Below are 19,156 nucleotides of genomic sequence, written 5' to 3'. Positions count from 1 at the left end.
CTCTCCAGTGTTCCAACCATGCAAGCAGGAATGGCATGCCAGTAAAATCCCCCAAGGTTGCAGTTTTACTGGCTGCCTACAACGGTATGCAATGGATCGAGGAGCAATTGACCTCGATCCTTGGTCAGTCTGCCGTGGACGTCACCGTTCACATCAGCATCGACCCCTCCACTGACGGTACCGAAGCCTGGTGTGCAGCCTTTGCCGCCACGCATCCAAACATCATTGTCCTGCCACCGGGCGGCCGCTTCGGTGGTGCCTCGCGCAATTTTTTCAGACTGATCCGTGATGTTGATATCGAGTCCTACGATTTCGTTGCGTTTGCCGACCAGGATGATCTCTGGCATGGCGATAAGCTAAAGCGGGCTATAGAGTCTCTGCAATCACGCAAGGTTGATGCTTATTCCAGCAACGTTACCGCGTTCTGGGAGGATGGTAGAACTCGGCTGCTGAACAAGGCGCAACCGCAAACCAGCTGGGATTTTCTGTTTGAGGCGGCCGGTCCTGGCTGCACCTATGTTCTGAGAGCTCCCATGGTGGAGGCCATGAAGCAGTCGATGCTGGTTCACTGGGATGCGCTGCAAAGCGTCAGTCTGCACGATTGGTACTGCTACGCCTTTGCTCGCAGCCATGGATATCGTTGGTACATCGATCCGGTGCCATCCATGGATTATCGCCAGCATGACCGTAATCAGGTGGGGGCGAATACTGGCCTGGGCTCGATGATTGCGCGTTATACAACCATTCATGACGGCTGGTGGTTCAATCAGGTCGGCTTGATCGCGCGATTGGTCGGGCAGGATGCCGACCCCTTTGTCGGCTCTTGGCTTCAACTGCGACGGTGGCAATTGATTCGGCTATCGTTCTCCGCCTGGCGTTGCCGGCGGCGGATCAGGGATCGTGTTTTGTTTTTTCTGATTTGTTGGGCGACCGCGCTAATAGGGAAGTCCGCTCAATGACCGCGCCGAAGGTATTGGTGACTGGGGCGAGTGGATTCGTTGGCGAGGCTGTCGTGTTTCGGTTGCTGCTTGGACGGCGATTCATGCCCGTAGCGGCAGTACGAGGTTCGACACGTCTGCAGGGGCTGTGCCCAGTGGTGCATTTTCAGCTGGGAGCGGCCACTGCTGCGCAAATGACAGGTGTGCAAGTGATTGTGCATGCGGCGGCGCGGGTGCATGTCATGCACGAAACGGCGCAGGATGCACTGGCCGAGTTTCGCAGGGTCAATGTGGACGGTACGTTGCAGTTGGCTCGATTGGCCGCTCGGGCAGGGGTCAAGCGCTTTGTTTATATCAGTTCGATCAAGGTCAACGGTGAGCGCACTGCCCCGGGACGGCCGTTTACCGCCGCCGCCGTAGCTGCTCCACTGGATCCTTACGGGGTATCCAAGCACGAGGCGGAACAGGCGTTAATGTCGCTGGGGCGCGAGACTGGAATGGAGATCGTGATCATTCGTCCGCCGCTGGTGTACGGCCCGGGGGTCAAGGCCAACTTTCTAAGCCTGCTCGAGTGGCTCGACAGAGGTCTGATCTTGCCCCTGGGCGGAATTCGGAACCAGCGCAGCATGGTCTCGATCGGCAATCTGGTCGACCTGATCGAAACTTGTCTCGATCATCCGGGAGCGGCCTGGCAAATTTTTCTGGTCAGCGACGGTGACGACCTGTCGACTCCCCGGTTGCTGTGTCGTCTGGCCTCGGCGCTAGGAAAAAAAGCCTGGTTGCTGCCTGTGCCGTCCGTGTTGCTGACGTTGGGCGCTGCTGTCATCGGCAAACGCGCCATGGCCCAGCGGGTGTGTGAGTCGTTGCAGGTTGATATCAGCAAAAACCGCGAGTTGCTCGGCTGGGTTCCATCGATCGATGTGGACACTGCCATGCGGCGCACCGCAGACCATTTTATGGATACGCATACGAAATGATTTTTGGCGGGTTGCTTATCACAGTTTTCGTGCTCTCCTGGGCCTTGACCGGGGGACTGCGACGCTACGCATTATCCAAGAGCTTGATGGACATTCCCAACGAGCGCAGTTCCCACACCGTGCCCACGCCCCGGGGTGGTGGGGTGGCGATCGTTTTCGGCTTCCTGGTTGCGTTGCCTGTGCTCTGTGCTTTCGGCCTTATAGGCATCGATACACTGTATGCCTTGCTTGGAAGCGGGTTGTTGGTCTCGATTATAGGGTTTGCCGACGATCACGGTCATATCGCTGCCAAATGGCGCCTGTTCGGGCATTTCGTTGCGGCGGCTTGGGCGTTGTACTGGCTTGACGGGCTGGCACCTGTCACGTTCTTCGGCGCCATCATCGACCTTGGGTGGCTGGGCAATGTGTTTGCTGTGATTTACTTGGTCTGGATGCTCAACCTGTACAACTTCATGGATGGCATTGATGGCTTGGCGAGTGCCGAGGCAATGTGTGTTTGTCTGGGTAGTGGTCTTATTTACCTGGTCACCGGGCAGCTTGAGCTGCTTTGGGTGGCGCTGGTTCTAGCCGGGGCCGTGGCGGGTTTCCTGTGCTGGAACTTTCCGCCCGCACGTATTTTCATGGGCGATGCCGGAAGTGGCTTTTTGGGTATTGCTCTGGGGATCTTGTCGCTCTCCGCCGGGGCCGTGTCATCCGTGTTTTTGTGGAGTTGGGTGATCCTGCTCGGAACCTTTGTGGTCGACGCAACGTGGACGCTTTGCCGGCGTCTGTTGAATGGTGACAAGGTTTATCAGGCGCATCGCAGTCACGCCTATCAGTACGCCTCTCGTCAGTATCGCAGTCACAAGGCTGTGACGATGGCGGTTGTCGGGCTCAACGTGTTCTGGTTACTGCCCTGGGCCATTGCGGTAGCACTAGGATTTGTTCCTGGCGTTATCGGTCTGATAATGGCCTACGCTCCTTTGCTCTGGTTGGCCGCGAGGTTCAAGGGAGGCACCCGGGAGAGTCAACCCCCCGCCTGAGATCGTGAATGGCGTCCTGTCGAGGGCAGGGTGGGCGTGGGTGCCAGATCCGGAAAATGGTATGATCCGCGACCGCCGCGCGAGGGCTCGCGCAAGTCAGGCTGCTGGGGGCTGTATTACAAGGTGGATGTCCATGGGCTATTCAACATCCATTGCTTCATATAACAACCCAGTCAAATTATTTGATGAAGTTCAATCAGAGTTGGAGCCGTAATACATGCAGCATAAGGATAATAATTTAAACTTGCTTCGGCTTATTGCTGCGCTGATGGTTCTTTATGCACACTCCTTTGCGTTCTATGGCAATGCCCCTGCCGGATTTCTTGGTCTGGCCTCCTATGGCGGCTTGGGCATCGAAATATTCTTTATTATTAGCGGTTATTTGATCGTCAAAAGCTGGGATTTTACCCCGTCGGCGGCCAACTTTCTGATCAAGCGTTCGTTGCGGATTTTTCCGGCGCTGATTGTGGTCGTCCTGATCAGCATGTTTGTGCTGGGGCCGATTTTCACCACGTTGACAGTCAGTGAGTATTTTGCGCATCCGCAATTCTGGTCTTATATGAGAAATATCATCTTGAGCCCGGTGTTCTATCTGCCCGGTGTTCTTGAGCATGCAAGGGTTCCCAACGCAGTCAACGGTTCGTTGTGGAGTCTGCCTGTCGAGTTTTTCATGTATCTGGTGGTGATGGGGCTGGGGCTGCTGTTCAAGGGCGGGCGCTGGGTGTACACGGCGGTCACCGCACTGTTCGCGCTCACCGTGGTTTTCTGGTGCTGGCGTAATGCACCTCTAGTGGTGGTTTACGGAACCGATGTCAGGAATATTTTCCTGACAGGCATCTATTTCATGATCGGTGCCTGTTATGCAAAGTGGCGGCTGGAGCGTTGGTTCAGTCTGTCGGGTGTCTGCGTACTGATCATGGCAACCATTCTGCTGGCACCGTATGCCGCGGTTTCCAAGTTTTTACTCTGGCTTGCGTTGCCTTATGTCGTTCTGGCCTACGGTCTATCTCGAAGCTGGTTGGGCAGTTGGGTCAACCGTGTGGGTGACTGCTCCTACGGCGTTTACATTTACGCTTTCCCGGTACAGCAGTTCGTATTGCTCAAGTTCCCGAATATTTCTTACCCGATGTATCTGTTTGTCACCATCGTCATTACCTTGATGCTGGGCTATGCCTCGTGGCACCTGGTGGAAAAACGCGTGTTGAAGTTCAAGCCCAAGGACAAGTCCAGAGTCCTGGCGGGCAGTGACGAACCCAAGCCTGTATCCACATCCCTTGTCAGCGAAAAACTCAAGTCGATGAGCACGGATAGTTAATGGAATTTATGATGTTGTGCGGTGGGTTAAAAGCAGTGGAAAGTGTGTTTGCAAAGCAAGGAGATTTTCGATGAGCTGGCTCAGGGGGATGCTGTCGGATCGCAGGATTCTGTTGAGCCTGATTTCAAATGACCTTCGTGCACGATATCTGACCAATTACCTTGGTTTTTTGTGGGTCTTCATTCAGCCATGCGCTACGACACTGATCCTCTGGTTCGTGTTTCAGTTCGGCTTCAAGGCGGCCCCTCACGGAGACTTTCCTTTTGTTCTATGGCTGGTATGCGGACTTGTACCGTGGTTTTTCACAGTTGAAGCATTGAACTCCGGCTGCACGGCGGTCAAGGAAAACAGTTTTCTGGTAAAGAAGATTGTCTTCAAGGTTTCATTGTTGCCGTTGGTTAAACTCAGCTCCGCGGTACTCGTGCACATCTTCTTCGTATTTATACTGTTGTTGCTGTTCGTTATCTACGGCTATTCGCCGAACCTTTACTGGTTGCAAGTCGGCTATTACATTGCCTGTCTGTTCATGCTGTTGTTGGCGATCGCCTGGATTACCAGTTCGGTGGTGATTTTCTTCCCTGACTTGAGTCAGTTAGTGGCGATGGCCACGCAGTTCGGTTTCTGGCTGACCCCGGTGTTCTGGGATATCGATGCGATTCAGGGGCGGGCAGCGTCTTATCTGCGCCTGAATCCTTTTGCTTACATTGTCGAAGGATTCAGGGATTCGCTTATTCGCGGGATCTGGTTCTGGGAACGACCAACTCAGACCCTGTTTTTCTGGGGGGTATTGATTGTCTTGACGCTGGTGGGCTGGCGTACATTCAAAAAATTAAGACCTCACTTTGCGGATGTTTTGTAATGAATGCAGTGAATGAGAGCGCAATCAGCGTCCATAACGTCAGTAAGGTCTACCGGCTTTATAACAAGCCCGTAGACCGACTGGTCGAGGCTCTTTCGCTTTTCGGCAAGCATAGACATCATGATTTTCATGCGCTGACCGATGTTTCTTTTTCGGTCGAGAAAGGCCAGACCGTCGGGATCCTGGGCAAGAACGGTGCAGGTAAAAGCACCTTGTTGAAAATCCTTACAGGGGTGCTGACACCCTCGAGCGGCGAGGTCAGGGTTGTTGGCCGGGTGGCATCGCTGCTTGAGTTGGGTGCTGGGTTCAATCCGGATTACACAGGCGTGGAAAACATTTATTTCCAGGGATCCCTGATGGGGTACTCACATGCCGAGATGCAAACCCGTATTGGGGCCATTCTGGAATTTGCCGACATCGGCGACTTCGTCAATCAACCCGTACGCATGTACAGCAGCGGGATGTTTGCGCGGCTGGCATTTTCCGTGGCGATTAACGTTGAACCTGACGTACTGATCGTCGACGAGGCGTTAAGCGTCGGAGATGCGGGCTTTCAGCTCAAGTGCATGCTCAAGATGAAGCATATGCAGGAGCGTGGTACCACAATCCTTTTCGTTTCTCACGATACCCAATCAGTTATTCGCTTCTGCCAGGCTGTCATCGTGATGCAGAACGGCCAGATTATCGATTACAGCACCGACGTGCTGACCGCCACCAAGAACTACGAAAAAAAGGTGCGTAACAGCAGTTCGGTGGCGGTGCCGGTGGTTGAAGAGCAGCACGCCGATGTTTCCTATGACTCCGAGTTGGGCGATATTTCGGAAGTTCGATTCGGTTCCGGCGCAGCGAAGATCAACGCTGTTGATTTTTACAGTGCAGACGGCTCGTTGACCAATCACTTCGAACCGACAGAAGACGTCACGATGCATTGCTACGTCCAGTCTTATGCTGAGTTGCGCGAAGTGGTCATCGGCTATTCGTTGCGCGATGCCAAAGGCGTCGATGTGGCGGGCGACAACACCTTGCTGGCCGGCTGCAAGTTCGATTTCGAGAAAGGTGCCTACAAAATCAGCTTTTCCTTCCCGCTCAATGTGGCGCCCGGGGAGTACTTCCTGTTCATCGGCATGGCCAGTCTGGATGGGGAGCGAGTTGAACTGGATCAACGCTGGCCGATGAGGAAGTTGAGTGTGTCTGGCGGGCGTCAGATCGTTGGGGTTGCTTACTGCCCGTCAACAGTGAACGTTGTGAAGGTTGCTTAATATCATGCTTAAAATTGGTAATGCGGATATTGCAGAAACGGTCAAGTTTCATGTAGACGAAACGGCTGTTTGCATCATCGAGGATGGCGTTCAAATCCGGGATAACGTCGTCATCGAATGCGGTGCCGGTGGCTACTTGAGCATTTCATCTGGTACGGTCATCAATTACGGCACATGGGTGAACGGCAGCGGCAAGGTCATCATTGGTAAAGATGTTTTGATCGCGCCCAACGTTTCCATTACGTCATCGACTCATCGCTATGACTTGCACTCGCCAATCAAGGATCAAGGGCTGAGGCTGGCAGAGGTGGAAATCGGTGATGACGTCTGGATCGGCGCCAATGCTTCGGTGCTGGCGGGGGCGGTGATCGGACAGGGTGCGATCATTGCGGCGAACTCGGTGGTTAAATTCAACGTCCCCCCCAATAGCATCGCGGCGGGTGATCCGGCAGTAAAAGTAGCGCCGAGGAAGTTCAAGCGCGTGGTTTTTTACACGCTACCGTTAGTATTGAGAGAGCGTCCGACGCTGTTCAGCAGCATTGTTGACGTGTATCTACCGCTGGCGAAACGGTTTGCCGATGATGGTTGGGAATGTATTTTTGTCGGCTCCAATGAGTTGAAGAGCGAATACCCTGACTTCGGCCACACGTGGATCAGCCCGGCCTCCTATAACTGCGACTATCCAGACGCCCAGACCTCGGACTGGTTGAACGACTGGAAGTGTCTCCTTAATAAAGAGCCTCTAGGGTTTCACGACCGATTCGTCGAGTCCCTGATCAACAATGTCGATCCGGAACTGGTGTTCTGCTGGAATTATGACGGCAGTCTCGAAACCGTTTGCGCAGCCAAAGGCATTCCTTTGCTGTTCAACGAGCTTGGGATGTTGCGTACACCGAATCCGATGGGTTACTACTCAGACAGTCGTGGCGTTAACGTACGCAGTGGCTTCAGTGCCGAGTTTACCGATTATCGAGAGCAGCAATCAGAGTTGCCGATCGAAGCCGCTCTGGTGCGTCTGCAACAGATGGAAGAAAGTTATCGTTTCCGAGGCACCAGTCGTGTCCCTACGATACTGATCCTGCTTCAGGTTCAGGACGATTCCAACATCATTATGGGTTCTCCATTTTTCAGCATGGCCGAGTATGTACAGCATGTGGTCGGCGTGGTGGAGGGCTCCGACTATAAGGTGGTGGTCAAACCACACCCTCTCGATGAAGTGCCGGCGCTCCCTGAACATGTTCTGGTGGCTGATAAGGAAGAGAGCATCGCGGATCTGATTGCCAGTGCCGATGTGGTGTTTACGATCAACTCTTCGGCCGGGTTCGAAGCCGCTCTGGCGGGCAAGACTGTGTATGCCCTGGGCAAGGCACCATACTCGGGCACAGGCCTGACCATTGATGTCGGTCAACCGGCGGATCTTGCGGCGCTGTGGCAGGAACACAGGGCGGTGGCGCCATGTTCCAGAGAGCTGCGGGCGCAAATCCTGGATTTTGCACAGTCGCGCTATTTTCTGGGGGCGGCGCAATTCAATGAGCCTTCCGCGCATCTTTCCCGTCTTGCACGGACAATCACGGTCGATCCGGCGAGAAACACGTTTGATCCTGACCTGGAAAGCTATCGTCAGCAGTCCTATATTACTTGGCTCGAAGAAAAGAATCAGGAAATGGGCGGTGAGCTGTCAAACCTCAATGAAACGTATCTGGCCGCGCGAAGCGAGCTGACAAGTGTTAGGGATGAACTGCTTTTGACGAAGGATCAACTCTCGGTCATGGACGAAAAGTTCACTTCGGTGCTGGACGACAGATATCTTCAAGACAACGACGAATTGCTGCAGACACAGAACCGACTGAACCAGCAAATCGATGCCCTCAAATCAGAAATACTGGTTTTGAAGGGGGATCTGTACAACGTCTATTCCTCGAAATCCTGGTCCATGACCCGTCCGTTCAGGGGGGTGCGACGTTTGCTGTTGTGGGCCTGGTGGAAACTGCAAGGCGTGCTTGCCAATCCCCGCGCTGCTTTACGCCCGATTTATCAGAAACTTCCATTTCTGATCGGCATCCGCATGCGCTTGAGTCACTATGCAAAAGCTGCGCGCACCAAGGTGATGCGGGCCATCAACTCGCAACATAACCTCAAAGCGGTTCAGGTCGTCGCCGACCGGCGTTTCGGCCATTCGCTGAGCATGCCGGTGCTTGATGCTCACCCGGTGATCGATGTCTCGATCGTTACATACAACAGCGGCAAGTGGGTCGATGGCTTCTTCGAGTCCCTGAAGGCTCAGAGCTACCCACTGCAAAAACTGAATGTATGTTTCGTCGATAACGGTTCCAAAGACAGCACCGTACAGGATCTGCAGCGCTGGAAAACACTGCTCGGCGCTGAATTGGCAGGTTTCGAAATCATCCAGGGCGAGAATGTGGGCTTTGGACTGGGGCATGACAGGGCGATAACGACTGGGCAGGCAGAATTTGTCCTGGTCAGTAACATCGATATTGTATTCGCCGGCGACTCGATAGAGAGAGTGGTGGCTTCAGCCCTGTCGGATATGGTGGGAGCCGTTGCCTCATGGGAACTGCGCCAGGCACCTTATGAACATCCAAAATACTATGATCCGGTCACCCAGGAAACTAATTGGTCCTCGCATGCTTGCATTCTGATCAGGCGTTCGGCTTATGTAAAAGTCGGCGGGTACGAGCATGAGATATTCATGTATGGCGAGGATGTTGAGCTGTCCTACCGGTTCCGCTCTTATGGTTATCGGTTGAAGTACTGTCCTTCGGCGGTGGTTTATCACTACACCTATGAACATGAAAACCATGTAAAGCCCATTCAGTTTACTGGCAGTACGTTGGCCAACGCTTACTTGCGTTTGCGCTACGGCGATCTCAGCGACAAGCTCGGGACACTGGTGCTGCAAGGAGCATTGTTGTTCCGTCCGGAAGTTTATGCCGGTGTACGCCGTGACTTGATTGCGAATTTCGGCAAGATCATCAGAAAAGCGCCGCATTTCCTGTCGGGCAAAGGCTCAAGCAAGGACAGTTACTTCCCTTTCCGCGGTTTCGATTACGAGATGATTCGCGATGGGGCGTTCTGGACGGTGGGTGAACCGCTGGGCGACGCTCCGTTGGTGACGATCGTTACCCGTACTTATCGTAACCGTAACGAATTCCTTCGCCAGGCGATCATATCGGTATTGAATCAGACATACCCCAATGTGGAGCTGGTGGTGGTGGAAGATGGCGGCCAGACCATGAAGGATCTGGTGGCCGAGTTCCAGCAGCAAGCGGACCGCTCCATCCGTTTCTACGGCATGGATAAAGTCGGGCGCTCCGTGACAGGCAACTATGGCCTTGAAATGGCCAAGGGTACCTATTGCATGTTCCTGGATGATGACGACCTGCTGTTTTCCGATCACGTCGAAGTGCTCGTCGCAGCGTTGGCGAAGAATCGCGAGGCGGTTGCCGCTTATTCACTGGCAATGGAAGTTGGGACGGTGACAGGGCCGGATGGTCGCTACACCGAAGTCAGTCATGAGACCCCGGCGTACTTCAAGCATGAATATGACTACAATATTCTGCTTGATCACAATTTCATCCCGATCCAGTCCTTGCTCTTCCAGCGCGATCTCTATTTGCAGCGCGGAGGATTCGAGACTGACATGAGCAATCTTGAGGATTGGAATCTGTGGCTGCGGTACGGTTACGGCAATACCTTTACTTACGTACCGAAAACCACTTCCCTGTTCCGCACTCCGGCTGATCCGAATGTGCGTCTGGAGCGGCACAAGCTATTGCACGAGGCTTATTCCATCGCCAGAGACCGGGCTGCAAAATCCTGCGAGGGCTACAGTCAAGTCGGTGGATAACTGACTCAAGCCGATCAACAGTGGACACAGAAAGAGCTATCTTCAGGATGGCTCTTTTTTCTGCTACTTTTTATCGATTGTCGAATGACAGGAGTCGATCAGAGGCTGACTGAAGTGAGTGTTTTTCTGTGACGTTTTGGTTACTTTACGTCAATTCCTGCTTCGACAGGCATTAAGGGCGGACTTGTCGAAGCCGATATTCGAACAGTTCATGACAAGGCCCTGCTCGCGTAGATGGCCGGGATAAGTAATTCAAAGGAGGGGTTGACGAGTATGGATAGGTTGAGAGTGCTACTGCTCGGACTGCCACGACGCCAGAAGCGCACGCTTCAAGTGATCGCTGACGTGGTTCTGGTCACCTTTGCGCTCTGGATGGCGTTTGTGGTGCGCCTGGGTGTCGAGGATATGATCAATCCTCTGCGTGAGCACACCTGGCTTTTTATCAGCGCTCCGCTGGTGGCCATTCCCCTGTTCATACGGTTTGGCATGTACCGTGCCGTCATGCGTTATTTTGGCAATGACGCGCTGATTGCCATTATCAAGGCTGTCAGTCTTTCTGCTCTGATTCTGGCATTTGTGGTGTATTGGTATAGCAATCACGAAACGGTGGTTCCGCGCTCGATCATTTTCAACTATTGGTGGCTAAGTCTGGTCATGGTCGGCGGCTTGCGCCTGGCCATGCGTCAATACTTCCTCGGCGACTGGTTCATGGCCGCTCAGCATGTGCCTTTTGCCAGCCGGGATGATGGTCTGACCAAGGTAGCGATCTACGGTGCTGGTGTTGCAGGCAATCAGTTGGTCGCCGCATTGCGAATGGGGCGGGTGATGAGACCGGTTGCCTTCATTGATGATGACAGCGGCATCGCTGATCGGGTTATTTCCGGCCTGCAGGTATTCAAGCCCAAGCACATCCAGCAGATGATCGATGTCACCGGCGCTCAGGAGATCTTGTTGGCGCTTCCGTCGTCGACCCGCGCGCGGCGAAGAGAGATTTTGAATCTGCTTGAAGCTTTTCCTTTGCACGTACGAAGCGTCCCGAACTTCACCGATCTGGCCAGCGGCCGGGTCAAGGTTGAAGACATCCAGGAAGTGGATATCGCTGATTTGCTGGGCCGTGATGCCGTGCCAGCCCAGGCCGATTTGCTTGAGCGCTGTATCAAAGGCAAGACAGTGATGGTCACTGGCGCTGGCGGGTCGATCGGTTCGGAGCTGTGCCGGCAGATTTTCTCCCTTGGCCCGACCACGCTTATTCTGTTCGAACACAGTGAATTCAACCTTTACAGCATTCTGTCGGAGTTGGAGCAGCGCGCCTGCCGTGAGTCGGTAACGGTCAAGTTGCTGCCTATCCTGGGCTCCATTCGTCACCCGCACAAACTGCTCGATGTGATGAAGACCTGGCGCGTGGATACCGTCTATCACGCGGCTGCTTATAAGCATGTGCCGATGGTCGAGCACAACATTGCCGAAGGCGTGCTCAACAATGTCATTGGCACATTGAACACTGCTCAGGCTGCATTGCAGTCGGGTGTCGCCAACTTCGTGCTGATTTCTACCGATAAAGCCGTTCGTCCGACCAACATCATGGGCAGCACCAAGCGTCTGGCGGAGTTGACCCTTCAGGCCCTCAGTCGTGAAGTTGCCCCGGTACTGTTTGGCGACAAGGCCAATGTATCCCGGGTCAACAAAACCCGTTTCACCATGGTGCGTTTTGGCAATGTGTTGGGGTCGTCCGGTTCGGTGATTCCGTTGTTCCACAGTCAGATCAAGTCCGGTGGTCCATTGACGGTCACGCACCCGAAAATCACCCGCTACTTCATGACTATCCCTGAAGCCGCGCAACTGGTGATTCAGGCCGGCTCCATGGGGCAGGGCGGTGATGTATTCGTGCTGGATATGGGGGAACCGGTGAAGATCATCGAACTGGCGGAGAAGATGATTCACCTGTCCGGCTTGAGCATCCGTTCCGAGCGAAATCCCCAGGGCGATATTTCGATCGAGTTTACGGGCCTGCGTCCGGGAGAGAAGCTCTACGAAGAGTTGCTGATCGGCGATAACGTTGCCGCGACACCGCATCCGATGATCATGACCGCCAACGAAGACCATTTGCCCTGGGACGTGCTCAAGGGGCGTTTGACCGAGTTGCTGCTTGCCGTCGAACAGGATGATTACTCCCGCGTCCGTCAACTCCTGCGCGAAACGGTCAGCGGCTACACCCCCGACGGGGAGATCGTCGACTGGATCCACCAGCAACGCCGCCTCGAACCCTGATTGTTTCACATCCTGTAACTGACACACTTTTGACAGCTCCACCACATCGCCTAAGTTTGGGAGGCAGCTTCGGAAAAGCTGCTTCTTCCAATCGATGTCATGGAGCTTCATTTATGCGTACTGGCTATTTCTATTCTCTGGTTTTTGCCCTGCTCACCAGCGCCTCTATTGCGGCCATTGCTGCGCCGACAGCGGCGCCGGAGGCTGCCAAAGCACCCTTGATGCTGGGCGTTGCCGCCAAGGCTCAAACGAGTAAGGTCGATCTCAATGGGGCTGATGCGCCGACTCTGCAGCGCGAGCTGTCCGGGATTGGTGAGGCGAAAGCCAAGGCGATTGTTGCGTATCGTGAGAGTAATGGGCCATTTTCGTCCGTCGACGAATTGCTGGAAGTGAAAGGGATCGGCAAAGCCATTCTGGACAAGAATCGCGAGAAGCTGGAAGTGAACTAAGCTTGTAAATCCACGCCAAGAGGCCGGTCATTGACCGGCCTTTTTGCTTATTGCCGCGGAGGGTGATCTGGCACCTTTCATCGGGGTGGAGAAAATTACGGCTATCATATGGCGTTAAAATTATGCCTATAATAAATTCCTCGTCCGCTGAAGCGCCCTGACTTTCAGGCGCTCGCCTTTTTCAAGCATCTCCCGGGAGTACAGTCATGAATTCTGTCCAGAACCAAGGTACGGCCCTTGTCACCGGTGCTTCTTCCGGCATTGGTGCGGTTTACGCTGAGCGGTTGGCGGCGCGTGGTTTTGATTTGCTGCTGGTTGCCCGTGATCTGGAACGGCTGGAGGCTGCGGCGAGCAAGTTGCGCGCGGCGCATGGTGTTCAGGTGGAGGTGCTGAAGGCGGATCTGACGCAGAAGGATGATGTGTTGAAGCTTGAGCAGCGTCTGCGCAGCGATTCGAGCATCAGCCTGTTGCTGAACAACGCTGGAGTTGCTGCAGATGGGTTGCTGGCCAACGCTGATATGGATCAGCTGGAGCGGTTGATTCAGCTGAACGTCACCACGGTGACGCGGCTGGCCTCGGCAGCGGCGGCCGGTTTTTCCAAGGCCGGTCGCGGGACGATCATTAATATTGCGTCGGTGGTAGCGTTGTTTCCTGAGCGGTTCAATGCGACGTACAGCGCGAGCAAGGCTTATGTGTTGAGCCTGACTCAGTCGTTGAACGCGGAGCTTGCGGGCACTGGGGTTCAGGTTCAAGCGGTGTTGCCGGGTGTAACACGCACCGAGATTTTGGAGCGCTCCGGTATCGATGCGTCCCAGATTCCGGCGGACATGATCATGGAAGCGGGGGAAATGGTCGACGCGGCGTTGTCGGGTCTGGACCAAGGTGAGTTGATCACCATTCCTTCGTTACCGAATGCCTCCGAGTGGGAGGCCTTTATGGCGGCGCGTCATGCGATGGCGCCGAATCTGTCCAGAAGCACGGCCGCCACGCGTTACAAGTGAGGCACCATGAATCGGCTTGAGGTATTTGCATTATGAGTAATCGTCGAGTGGTGGTCACGGGCATGGGCCTGGTGTCGCCGTTGGGTAGTGGCGTCGAAGCGGTTTGGACGCGTTTGTTGGCCGGGCGTTCCGGGTTGCGGGCGTTGCCGGACGACGTGGTTGCCGATTTGCCGGCCAAGGTCGGTGGTGCGGTGCAAACCCTGGCGGAAGATCCCGAGGCGGGTTTTGATCCGGATCGGGCGACGCCGCCTAAAGAGCAGAAGAAGATGGACCGCTTCATTATGTTTGCCATGGAGGCGGCGCGTCAGGCACTGGAGCAGGCCGGTTGGCAACCGCAGGACGCCAACGCCCAGGAGCGCACTGCCACCATTATTGGCTCGGGCGTGGGTGGTTTCGGCGCGATTGCCGATGCGGTGCGCACCACCGACAACCGTGGCCCGCGACGTTTGTCGCCGTTCACCATTCCTTCGTTTCTGGTCAATCTTGCCGCGGGCCATGTCTCGATCGAGCACGGTTTCAAGGGTCCTTTGGGGGCTCCGGTAACGGCGTGCGCGGCCGGGGTTCAGGCGATTGGCGACGCGGCGCGACTGATTCGATGTGGCGAGGCGGACATTGCGGTGTGTGGCGGTGCAGAGGCGGCGATCGATCGTGTCAGTCTCGCCGGGTTCGCGGCGGCTCGAGCCTTGTCCAGCGGTTACAACGACACCCCGGAGCGCTCCTCGCGACCGTTCGACAGTGGTCGCGATGGCTTTGTGATGGGCGAGGGCTCTGGCCTTCTGGTGATCGAATCCCTGGAACATGCTTTGGCGCGTGGCGCTCAGCCGTTGGCCGAACTGGTCGGTTACGGCACCAGCGCCGATGCCTATCACCTGACCGCGGGGCCTGAAGATGGCAGCGGTGCGCGTCGGGCGATGTCGCTGGCGTTGGCTCAGGCGGGCATTTCGCCGGCGCAGGTGCAGCATCTCAATGCTCATGCGACTTCTACACCGGTTGGGGATTTGGGGGAGTTGGCGGCCATCAAGTCGTTGTTTGGCTCGGACAACAAGATAGCGGTAACGTCGACCAAGTCCGCGACCGGGCATTTGCTTGGCGCCGCAGGGGGGATCGAGGCGATCTTTACCCTGTTGGCAATCCGCGATCAGGTGGTGCCGGCGACACTCAACTTCGATAACCCGGATCCGGCGGCGCAAGGGGTGGACATTGTTCACGGTCAGGCGCGGCCAATGACAATCGATTACGCGTTGTCCAACGGCTTCGGGTTTGGTGGCGTGAATGCCAGTGTGTTGTTCAAGCGCTGGGAGGGCTAGTTCGCCGGGATGGCACGAATAGTGATTACTCATTCGCTGACGATTGTTGAACAATCACGAGGCATTGAGTATGAGCAGCGGACTGTCCCTGGCCGACCACATCACATTGGAGCTGCGCGCTGACATCATCGGCGGTCGTTTGCTGCCCGGCATGGCGTTGGTGGAAAACGATCTGGTATCGGCCTACAACGCCTCGCGAAACACGATTCGCGAGGCGTTGCACCGTCTGGGGCAAGAAGGGCTGACCCGTTACGTGCGCAACAAAGGCGTGATGGTGCGCAGGTTGGGGGCTGATGATGTGCGGGATCTGTTCAAGGTCCGTCGCACTCTGGAGTTGCAAGCCATCAGCGCCAGTCAGCCACTTCGTGATTATCAGTCCGACCGGATGCTTGAGGCCCTGGAAGCCACCGAGCTGGCCCGGGAACGTGAGGACTGGCGCGCGGTCGGCACCCACAGCCTGGCATTTCATCTACACATCGTCGGATTGCTGCGCAGTCCATTGTTCGATGAGTTCTTCACCAACGTCGTCGCGCAATTGCGCCTGGTGTTTTGCGCCGCTCCCGATGAATCACGTTTTCAGGCGCCCTGGCTGGCGCGTGACCGGCAGATACATGACTTGCTGGCCGACGGCGACAAACGCGCGGCCGGCGACGCCATGAGCCTTTATCTCGACGACTCCGAACACCTCCTGTTGCAGATGCTTGCCCCTTCTTCTCATCACTGATCGAGGATTTGTGCCATGTACAAAGACTATCCGGCGGCCTATCAAGTCAGCAAAGGCTCGGCCTTGCAGGTAGACACGGCTTTCTACGAGAGAGTCCGGGACAAGAAAGAGGGTCGCACGCTGATCGAACAGTTCGAAGTGCCGATTCGCACCGGGCGCGCCTGGAATGTGCCGGCGGGGCATGTGTTCAGGGTCACGACCCCGGTCGGCCCGCAAGTCGGGGACTTCAATGTCTGGAATGCCCACGACCCGCGCGAACGCTTGTGGGCGGCGCGGACCCGGCAGTTGCAGGGCGCGCATGTCAGCACCCATGACCGGCTCTGGTCGAACCTGCCTTTCTTACGACCGCTGGTGACTATCACCGACGATAGCCTGGCCGGGTACGGCATCGACGAACATGGCGGGCGTTTGCACGACTTGCTGGGGACGCGGTGCGATCCGTATGTGAACAAAATGCTCACGGGCGAGGACTTCCATCATCACTGTCACTCGAATTTGACTCGTGCAGTGTTACCCCATGGCCTGACCGAGTTTGACGTGCATGATGTGCTGAACATTTTCCAGTGCACCGGCCTGAACCACGATGACATGTACTTCATGAAAGCCTGCCCGGCAAAGCAGGGTGATTACCTGGAGTTCTTTGCCGAGATTGATTTGCTGTGCGCACTGTCGACGTGTCCGGGTGGCGATCTGTCCCTGGCCATGTGGGGGCCGGATGCGCAGGATCCGCTGAGTGTGTGTCGCCCGCTGGGGGTGGAGATTTATCGGTTGGAGGATTCGTTGCTTGAGGGCTGGAGCCAGCCGGAACGTGCGGCTTACAAAGGGCTGCATGGCTTGCACATCGCCAAGGCCGATTGGGAAAAGTAAAAGCGCTGTTGTGGCGAGGGAGCTTGCTCCCGCTCGACCGCGCAGCGGGCGCAAAAAATGTGCGAGGGACCTCAAGGGCCGCTTCGCGCCCCAACGGGGGCAAGCCCCCTCGCCACAGTTATTTGTCAGCGGTCCTGCGCATCCTTGGCATCCGCTTCCGCGTTGCGTTCGGCGACACGTTTACGTTGCTCTTCGGTCAATTCGACCTTGTTGGCGGTGTCGCGCAGCATCATCAAACCGCCAACGATCGAGCCAATGGCAACGATCAGAATCAACCAGGCATACCAGGGCATAGGGCTCTCCTTGAGGGCAGGCCGATTGGCGGTTTTCGCCGACCGATCGTGCATACCACTTTGAGTGATTAATTTTCGCAGTGGTTCCATTCTATGCCTGATATGCCGTAGACGCCGTACATCCTTGCAGGCGCGGTGTGTGAAGTCAGAGCCCGGTCAACATCGCGTCAGCCGGCGCATCGGCTCGCAATTGTGCGGTGAGCATGAAGTACACGAAACCCACCGCCATGAATCCAAGGAAGATCACCCCGATCAAGGTGTTGAACCAGGCCATCGCCACCAGGCAAACCACCGCCAGCACCAGCGCAATGAACGGCACCAACGGGTAGCAGGGCGCGCGGAAGGTGCGTTCCAGGTTCGGTTCGGTTTTACGCAGTTTGAACAGGCTGAGCATGCTCATGATGTACATCACGATTGCGCCGAATACCGCCATGGTGATCATCGCCGCCGTCAGCGTCATGCCGCCGAGGTTGATCAGGCCGTCGCTGTAGATCGCCGCGATGCCGATTACGCCACCGGCGATGATTGCCCGGTGCGGGGTCTGGAAGCGCGACAGTTTGGCCAGGGATGCCGGCAGGTAACCGGCCCGGGCGAGGGCGAAGAACTGCCGCGAGTAGCCGAGGATGATCCCGTGGAAACTCGCCACCAGGCCGAACAGGCCGATCCACACCAGCATGTGCAACCAGCCGGAGCTTTCGCCGACCACGGCTTTCATGGCTTGCGGCAGCGGATCGTTGATGTTCGACAGGGTGCGCCAGTCGCCGACGCCGCCGGCAAAGAACATCACGCCCATGGCCAACAGCACCAGGGTCAGGATGCCGCTGATGTAGGCTTTGGGAATCGTGCGTTTCGGGTCCTTGGCTTCTTCGGCAGCCATGGCTGCACCTTCGATGGCCAGGAAAAACCAGATGGCAAATGGAATGGCCGCGAACATGCCGGCAATCGCGGGCGCACCGAACACATCAGAACCGGCCCAGCCGTTGAGCGCGAAGTTACTGAAGCTGAACGCCGGGGCGACCACGCCCATGAACACCAGCAATTCGGCGACCGCCAGTACACAGACCACCAGTTCGAAGGTCGCGGCGAGTTTCACGCCGAGGATATTCAGGCCCATAAACACAATGTAGGCACCGACTGCCGCGTGTTTCGGGTCGAGGGCCGGAAACTGCACGTTCAGGTAGGCACCGATGGCCAAGGCAATCGCTGGTGGGGCAAAGACGAATTCAATCAGCGTCGCCAGCCCGGCAATCAATCCACCTTTTTCACCAAAGGCGCGGCGGCTGTAGGCAAAGGGACCGCCGGCATGGGGAATGGCGGTGGTCAGCTCGGTGAAACTGAAGATGAAGCAGGTGTACATCGTGGCGACCATGAACGAGGTCACCAGGAAGCCAAGTGTCCCGGCAACGCCCCAGCCATAACTCCAGCCGAAGTACTCACCGGAAATCACCAGCCCGACCGCGATACCCCACAGGTGCAGCGTGCCCAGCGTGGGTTTGAGTTGTGTGTTCATGCGTTGCTCCCTGAACGGTTTGAAAATGCTCGGGGAGGGCGTGTGCAGTGGGCGTGCCATTTTTCAGGTGAGCGTCGTAAAGCGCTGAAAGCTGTCGTATCGGGGATGTTCGCGGCTGGATTGGCGCCTTTTGTGCGCCAGTTAGGGGCAGTGGTGCCTGTTCTGCCGCCATCGCGGGCAAGCCCGCTCCCACAGGTTTTTGGAGTGTCTGGGCGAACGCATTCCACTGTGGGAGCGGGCTTGCCCGCGATTAGGCCCGTCCAGACACCGCTGTAACAAAGCCATAGACCCACTCTTTACGCATTTTTTATGCCCCGCCCCACCCCTCGATCTCGCTCCTTTACAGCCTCCCTGCAGACAATCACTCCACACGCGGCAATACGCCGTAACACGGAGAACTTCCATGAGCGTTCTGGACGGAGTGTCACTGCTATTGGCAGTGGGGCTGTTCATTTATCTGTTGGTTGCGCTGTTGCGCGCGGATCGGAACTAGGAGCGG

Annotated in this window: 16 protein-coding genes; 14 read left to right on the top strand and 2 right to left on the bottom strand. The window is 56.1% G+C overall.

The features are described 5' to 3' along the window. Nucleotides 1-35: 35 nt before the first annotated feature. The 13 genes from AB3226_RS06665 (at nt 36) to AB3226_RS06605 (ending at nt 16,854) form a co-directional block, all read left to right on the top strand. Nucleotides 36-959: a glycosyltransferase gene (locus AB3226_RS06665; RefSeq protein ID WP_367372492.1), complete on the top strand. Its 924-nt coding sequence runs from the start codon at nt 36-38 to the stop codon at nt 957-959. Further along, entirely contained in the window at nt 956-1,915 is a 960-nt protein-coding gene (locus tag AB3226_RS06660) for a UDP-glucose 4-epimerase family protein (protein WP_367372491.1), read from the top strand. Before AB3226_RS06665 ends, AB3226_RS06660 begins: the two co-directional genes overlap by 4 nt. Next, nucleotides 1,912-2,937, top strand: coding sequence for a glycosyltransferase family 4 protein (locus AB3226_RS06655; protein WP_367372490.1), 1,026 nt, complete (start codon nt 1,912-1,914; stop codon nt 2,935-2,937). The genes AB3226_RS06660 and AB3226_RS06655 overlap by 4 nt, the downstream gene beginning before the upstream one ends. Nucleotides 2,938-3,154: 217 nt before the next feature. Beyond that, nucleotides 3,155-4,252, top strand: a complete 1,098-nt coding sequence (locus AB3226_RS06650; protein ID WP_367372489.1) for an acyltransferase family protein — start codon at nt 3,155-3,157, stop codon at nt 4,250-4,252. Between the two features lie 70 nt (nt 4,253-4,322). Further along, nucleotides 4,323-5,111, top strand: a complete 789-nt coding sequence (locus tag AB3226_RS06645) for an ABC transporter permease (RefSeq protein ID WP_367372488.1) — start codon at nt 4,323-4,325, stop codon at nt 5,109-5,111. Next, entirely contained in the window at nt 5,111-6,370 is a 1,260-nt protein-coding gene (locus tag AB3226_RS06640; protein ID WP_367372487.1) for an ABC transporter ATP-binding protein, read from the top strand. The genes AB3226_RS06645 and AB3226_RS06640 overlap by 1 nt, the downstream gene beginning before the upstream one ends. Nucleotides 6,371-6,374: 4 nt before the next feature. Further along, nucleotides 6,375-10,238: a glycosyltransferase gene (locus AB3226_RS06635; protein WP_367372486.1), complete on the top strand. Its 3,864-nt coding sequence runs from the start codon at nt 6,375-6,377 to the stop codon at nt 10,236-10,238. 273 nt (nt 10,239-10,511) lie between these two features. After that, complete coding sequence (locus AB3226_RS06630) at nt 10,512-12,506, top strand: polysaccharide biosynthesis protein (protein WP_367372485.1); 1,995 nt, start codon at nt 10,512-10,514, stop codon at nt 12,504-12,506. Nucleotides 12,507-12,619: 113 nt separating this feature from the next. After that, nucleotides 12,620-12,955 carry a ComEA family DNA-binding protein gene (locus AB3226_RS06625; protein WP_367372484.1) on the top strand — a complete coding sequence of 112 codons (336 nt, stop codon included), beginning with the start codon at nt 12,620-12,622 and terminating at the stop codon, nt 12,953-12,955. A 206-nt stretch (nt 12,956-13,161) separates the two neighbouring features. Further along, nucleotides 13,162-13,956, top strand: coding sequence for an SDR family NAD(P)-dependent oxidoreductase (locus AB3226_RS06620; protein ID WP_367372483.1), 795 nt, complete (start codon nt 13,162-13,164; stop codon nt 13,954-13,956). A 32-nt stretch (nt 13,957-13,988) separates the two neighbouring features. Next, nucleotides 13,989-15,263, top strand: coding sequence for a beta-ketoacyl-ACP synthase II (gene fabF / locus AB3226_RS06615; RefSeq protein ID WP_367372482.1), 1,275 nt, complete (start codon nt 13,989-13,991; stop codon nt 15,261-15,263). Nucleotides 15,264-15,333: 70 nt separating this feature from the next. After that, complete coding sequence (locus AB3226_RS06610) at nt 15,334-15,987, top strand: GntR family transcriptional regulator (RefSeq protein WP_367372481.1); 654 nt, start codon at nt 15,334-15,336, stop codon at nt 15,985-15,987. A 15-nt stretch (nt 15,988-16,002) separates the two neighbouring features. Next, a complete protein-coding gene (locus tag AB3226_RS06605; RefSeq protein ID WP_367372480.1) occupies nt 16,003-16,854 on the top strand; it encodes an urea carboxylase-associated family protein in 852 nt (283 codons plus the stop codon). A 125-nt stretch (nt 16,855-16,979) separates the two neighbouring features. Here the strand turns inward: AB3226_RS06605 and AB3226_RS06600 are convergent, their stop codons facing one another. Continuing rightward, nucleotides 16,980-17,147 (bottom strand): DUF2897 family protein, encoded by a 168-nt coding sequence (locus tag AB3226_RS06600; protein WP_008006000.1) that lies wholly within the window; start codon nt 17,145-17,147, stop codon nt 16,980-16,982. Nucleotides 17,148-17,292: 145 nt separating this feature from the next. Then, entirely contained in the window at nt 17,293-18,657 is a 1,365-nt protein-coding gene (gene eat / locus AB3226_RS06595; protein WP_367372479.1) for an ethanolamine permease, read from the bottom strand. Nucleotides 18,658-19,060: 403 nt separating this feature from the next. Between eat and kdpF the strand changes: the two genes are divergently transcribed. After that, entirely contained in the window at nt 19,061-19,150 is a 90-nt protein-coding gene (kdpF, locus tag AB3226_RS06590; protein WP_007899818.1) for a K(+)-transporting ATPase subunit F, read from the top strand. The last annotated feature ends 6 nt before the right edge of the window (nt 19,151-19,156 follow it).

It is taken from the genome of Pseudomonas lini (assembly GCF_964063345.1).
Taxonomy (GTDB): Bacteria; Pseudomonadota; Gammaproteobacteria; order Pseudomonadales; family Pseudomonadaceae; genus Aquipseudomonas; species Aquipseudomonas lini_B.
This window is presented reverse-complemented; position numbering and strand designations above follow the sequence as displayed.

What these genes read in the sequence shown, in the direction of transcription:
- AB3226_RS06665 (WP_367372492.1), top strand. Translation starts at nt 36, where the DNA reads ATGCCAGTAAAATCCCCCAAGGTTGCAGTTTTACTGGCTGCCTACAAC.
- AB3226_RS06660 (WP_367372491.1), top strand. Translation starts at nt 956, where the DNA reads ATGACCGCGCCGAAGGTATTGGTGACTGGGGCGAGTGGATTCGTTGGC.
- AB3226_RS06655 (WP_367372490.1), top strand. Translation starts at nt 1,912, where the DNA reads ATGATTTTTGGCGGGTTGCTTATCACAGTTTTCGTGCTCTCCTGGGCC.
- AB3226_RS06650 (WP_367372489.1), top strand. Translation starts at nt 3,155, where the DNA reads ATGCAGCATAAGGATAATAATTTAAACTTGCTTCGGCTTATTGCTGCG.
- AB3226_RS06645 (WP_367372488.1), top strand. Translation starts at nt 4,323, where the DNA reads ATGAGCTGGCTCAGGGGGATGCTGTCGGATCGCAGGATTCTGTTGAGC.
- AB3226_RS06640 (WP_367372487.1), top strand. Translation starts at nt 5,111, where the DNA reads ATGAATGCAGTGAATGAGAGCGCAATCAGCGTCCATAACGTCAGTAAG.
- AB3226_RS06635 (WP_367372486.1), top strand. Translation starts at nt 6,375, where the DNA reads ATGCTTAAAATTGGTAATGCGGATATTGCAGAAACGGTCAAGTTTCAT.
- AB3226_RS06630 (WP_367372485.1), top strand. Translation starts at nt 10,512, where the DNA reads ATGGATAGGTTGAGAGTGCTACTGCTCGGACTGCCACGACGCCAGAAG.
- AB3226_RS06625 (WP_367372484.1), top strand. Translation starts at nt 12,620, where the DNA reads ATGCGTACTGGCTATTTCTATTCTCTGGTTTTTGCCCTGCTCACCAGC.
- AB3226_RS06620 (WP_367372483.1), top strand. Translation starts at nt 13,162, where the DNA reads ATGAATTCTGTCCAGAACCAAGGTACGGCCCTTGTCACCGGTGCTTCT.
- fabF (WP_367372482.1), top strand. Translation starts at nt 13,989, where the DNA reads ATGAGTAATCGTCGAGTGGTGGTCACGGGCATGGGCCTGGTGTCGCCG.
- AB3226_RS06610 (WP_367372481.1), top strand. Translation starts at nt 15,334, where the DNA reads ATGAGCAGCGGACTGTCCCTGGCCGACCACATCACATTGGAGCTGCGC.
- AB3226_RS06605 (WP_367372480.1), top strand. Translation starts at nt 16,003, where the DNA reads ATGTACAAAGACTATCCGGCGGCCTATCAAGTCAGCAAAGGCTCGGCC.
- AB3226_RS06600 (WP_008006000.1), bottom strand. Translation starts at nt 17,147, where the DNA reads ATGCCCTGGTATGCCTGGTTGATTCTGATCGTTGCCATTGGCTCGATC.
- eat (WP_367372479.1), bottom strand. Translation starts at nt 18,657, where the DNA reads ATGAACACACAACTCAAACCCACGCTGGGCACGCTGCACCTGTGGGGT.
- kdpF (WP_007899818.1), top strand. Translation starts at nt 19,061, where the DNA reads ATGAGCGTTCTGGACGGAGTGTCACTGCTATTGGCAGTGGGGCTGTTC.